At 46.6% G+C, this 3,063-nt stretch carries 5 protein-coding genes; 2 read left to right on the top strand and 3 right to left on the bottom strand.

Annotated features, from left to right (window positions below):
* Window positions 1–308 (top strand): hypothetical protein (locus ACYC56_RS13940; RefSeq protein ID WP_461374777.1); only part of this gene is annotated, 308 nt, incomplete at its 5' end.
* Entirely contained in the window at window positions 298–822 is a 525-nt protein-coding gene (locus tag ACYC56_RS13935) for a hypothetical protein (RefSeq protein ID WP_461374776.1), read from the top strand. The genes ACYC56_RS13940 and ACYC56_RS13935, both read left to right, overlap by 11 nt.
* A gap of 19 nt (window positions 823–841) precedes the next feature.
* Here the strand turns inward: ACYC56_RS13935 and ACYC56_RS13930 are convergent, their stop codons facing one another.
* From ACYC56_RS13930 to ACYC56_RS13920, 3 genes are read right to left on the bottom strand one after another with little or no spacing between them, the layout of a single operon-like run.
* The gene (locus ACYC56_RS13930) at window positions 842–1,693 is read right to left on the bottom strand and encodes a CoB--CoM heterodisulfide reductase iron-sulfur subunit B family protein (RefSeq protein WP_461374775.1); all 852 of its coding nucleotides are present in this window, start codon (window positions 1,691–1,693) and stop codon (window positions 842–844) included.
* A gap of 26 nt (window positions 1,694–1,719) precedes the next feature.
* The gene (locus ACYC56_RS13925; RefSeq protein ID WP_461374778.1) at window positions 1,720–2,298 is read right to left on the bottom strand and encodes a 4Fe-4S dicluster domain-containing protein; all 579 of its coding nucleotides are present in this window, start codon (window positions 2,296–2,298) and stop codon (window positions 1,720–1,722) included.
* Between the two features lie 47 nt (window positions 2,299–2,345).
* A complete protein-coding gene (locus tag ACYC56_RS13920; protein WP_461374774.1) occupies window positions 2,346–2,837 on the bottom strand; it encodes a universal stress protein in 492 nt (163 codons plus the stop codon).
* Window positions 2,838–3,063: the final 226 nt, after the last annotated feature.

Here is a 3,063-nt window from a genome sequence, read left to right as displayed (position 1 = left end):
GCAATAAAATACCTACAATCCTGGAAAGCAATGGCCATGAAATAAAATGGGAGACGGGGGCACTGCCCTTGTCTGCGGCCGTAGAATCCCTTTCCGACAATGAGTCTGTTCGTTTGGCGAAAAGGGTAGTGGCCCGGATGGGAAAGGATTTACCCGTTCCTTCCCGTTTGGTGATGGACGATGAACTGCATTGGGATGTTTCCAGATCCCTTGAGGGGCTTAATGTTCGGGAACTGGAAGTCTTGATCAAAAAAATGGAACCGGGGGGTTCCGCCGGTTTTAAGGAGGGAGAGGAATATGTCTGTTAAAAATATGCTATGGATCATTCTTCTTTCTTTGATCCTGGGATGTTTTCCGGCTTGGGCTGAACCTTGGAAAGAATTGAAAGACCCACACGAAAAAAGCTGGGAACGAATTCAGATGATGAAGGTATGGAAATTGGCCGAAACTCTGAAACTGGACCGGGAAAGTGCAACTCGATTCATTTCCGTCAACAATTATTACGAAGAGGCGCGAAAAAAGGTCCATCGTGATTTTCGAGAAGATATTCAAAAGGTTAGAAATGTACTTCGGGATACGAATCCTTCGGAACGGGAGTTGAAAGACCTCGTGATTCGTCTAAAAAACCGAAAAAAAGAGATAAATGATTTGGAGAATAAGCAACTGGAAGAAGAAATGAATTTACTTAAGCCCGAACAACAGGCTCGGTATTTTCTGTTTCAGATAGACTTCCGGAGGGAGATGGAAGACATGATCCGTGAAATTCGAGGAGAAAGACCCCCCCGGCCCGGGTTTGATAAGCCAGCGGAAAGAATAAGATAAGGAGATATTTTATCCGACTTCAGATAAGTCCTTTTCGCTTCAAGAGGGGTTCAGAATTTACCAGGTGGCGGGACAACCAGGTCCTCACCACGGGCGCCTTCCAGGAAACCCCGATCAATTCCGTAAAGTAATAGACAGGTATATCGTATCTTTTCCGGAAGATTTCAGCAATCCTCGTTTGAGGCATATCCAGGTTGGCCTGGCACATTTGGCAGGAAACCACGATAGCCTCGGCCCGGGCTTCCAGTGCCCTTTCATAAAGACGTTGTACCAGGGTATGAACAATGTCAGCCCGGGCGATGGTATGACCGGCCCCGCAGCAATCGGTTTTGAAAGACCAATCATGGACGGTAGCTCCCAGAGCTTTCAGCAGGATATCCATGTTCTGGGGATTTTCATGCTGTCCGGCCCCGGTGATTTTGGGAGGACGGTTGGCCATACAACCGTAGTAACAGACCACCGACAGATCTTTCAACGGTTGTTGGACCTTGGCCTGAATCCGGGAGAGCCGATCAGGCTGACTTAAGAAATCCAGAAGATCCCAGACCTTGGTTTTCCCGGCATAGGCAAAAGGCATATCTTTCCTTGGCCCCTTATGTAGTCCATGACCGGCGGTCTTTAAGCGATTGAAACACATAGGGCAGGGGACAACCATATCGAGCCCGATTTTTTCGGCCAGGGCCAGGTTACGTCCCGGCAGGGCAATTGATAAAAACTCATCGGTACTGTGAGCAGCGGTAGCCCCGCAACACGACCAGTCGGGGATTTCCTCAAGATCAACCCCCAATTGCCCGCAAACGTATGAAATGTATTCCTGATAGTCCTTGGCTGTGGCTTCCAGGGAACATCCCGGGTAGTAGGAGACTTTCATGAAAAACCTCGAAAACAGGCTATAGTCTATGACTTGTTTTTAAACAAATTCCCGATTTCCTTTATTTCTTTTATTTTTTTAGGGAACAGATTAAGCCGGCCCTTCCGATACATGGTCCAGCCTAAACGCATCTCATCGAGGAGAGTCCCGTCTTTCATTTTTTGCAGCCAATCGCCGCTTTTAAGCATATAATTTCCGATCAAGCCGCTTTCAAAGACCCGCCCCCTTTTTCTAATGTCGTCCATAAAAACCTGATGAAAGGCCAGGACCTTGCCTTCAGCGGCCTGCCCTTTTTCTTTCACCACTGATTGTTTCAGAAAGTCCATGATTCCGGCAATATCTATTTCATTGGGGCAGCGGGTGGTACAGGTTTCACAAGAAGAGCAGACCCAAATAGTGGCACTTTCCAGGACCTCCTGCTTCAATCCTACCTGGATATAGCGCATGACCTGATCAGGGTAAATATCCATAGCAAAGGTAACCGGGCAACCGTTGGTGCATTTGCGGCACTGAAAACAGGCCGAGACTTTTATTCCGCTTTCTTCTTCGACCTCGTTAAGAAAACCAGAAGTCAATTCAAAAGGTATAAATTCCGATTTTTCCATCATGGTCTTTTGGGTCCGTGAATTTTTGTGGGAACAGTTTGACGGGATTACTCCCCACCTTGTCCATCAATACCTTCCTCCGCATTACGAGTGATCATAACCGTGCAGTGGGCGCGGCGGGCCACATTTTCGGCGGTACTGCCAAAGGTAATGCGTTTAACATTGGAACTGCCGGCAGCCCCCAGGACGATGAAATTAATTTTCTCCGCTCGGGCAAAACGGACAATTTCCACAAAGGGAACCCCCCAGACCGTATGAAATTCGTAATTGTTTTTCAGGGTGCCCATTTTAGATTCGTAATGTTCTCTTAATTTTTTTGTTCCTTTTTCTATTATCGCCGGAGAAAATAACTTTTCTTCCCCACCCAAACAAAATTCTTCAACCTTGTCAGGCCTGGATTGATAATCGGAATGCAGGACATGTAGGACATAAATCCGGGCTTTGTATCTCTCCGCCATATCCAGAGCGGTCAAGAAGGTACTTTCGGCATCATCTGAAAAGTCGGTGCAAAAAAGAATCCTGTCAAATTTTGTAGCCATGGGGACCTCCAATAAAGAATAGGTCAAATACCAGGTGATTAGGCTAAAGGCTGAAGGTTTAAAATAAAAAACTTAAAAACCCAAGGGGGAGGCCCGGCCTTTTTGGCTTGAACTCCTTCAGTTTTGTATGAGTATGGAGAATATATCTCTGATAGCCTTCCTCTTATCCTTCAGACTCCGGCCTATCTGCTTGCTCAATTTTTTGTTATTTTATCATTGGAACCCC

It is taken from the genome of Candidatus Aquicultor sp., from assembly GCF_054640775.1.
Note: the sequence above shows the minus strand (reverse complement) of the source record. Positions and strands in the feature narration are given on the sequence as shown.

Coding starts and splice junctions, on each gene's coding strand:
- ACYC56_RS13935 (WP_461374776.1), top strand. CDS start 298: ATGTCTGTTAAAAATATGCTATGGATCATTCTTCTTTCTTTGATCCTG.
- ACYC56_RS13930 (WP_461374775.1), bottom strand. CDS start 1,693: ATGAAAGTCTCCTACTACCCGGGATGTTCCCTGGAAGCCACAGCCAAG.
- ACYC56_RS13925 (WP_461374778.1), bottom strand. CDS start 2,298: ATGGAAAAATCGGAATTTATACCTTTTGAATTGACTTCTGGTTTTCTT.
- ACYC56_RS13920 (WP_461374774.1), bottom strand. CDS start 2,837: ATGGCTACAAAATTTGACAGGATTCTTTTTTGCACCGACTTTTCAGAT.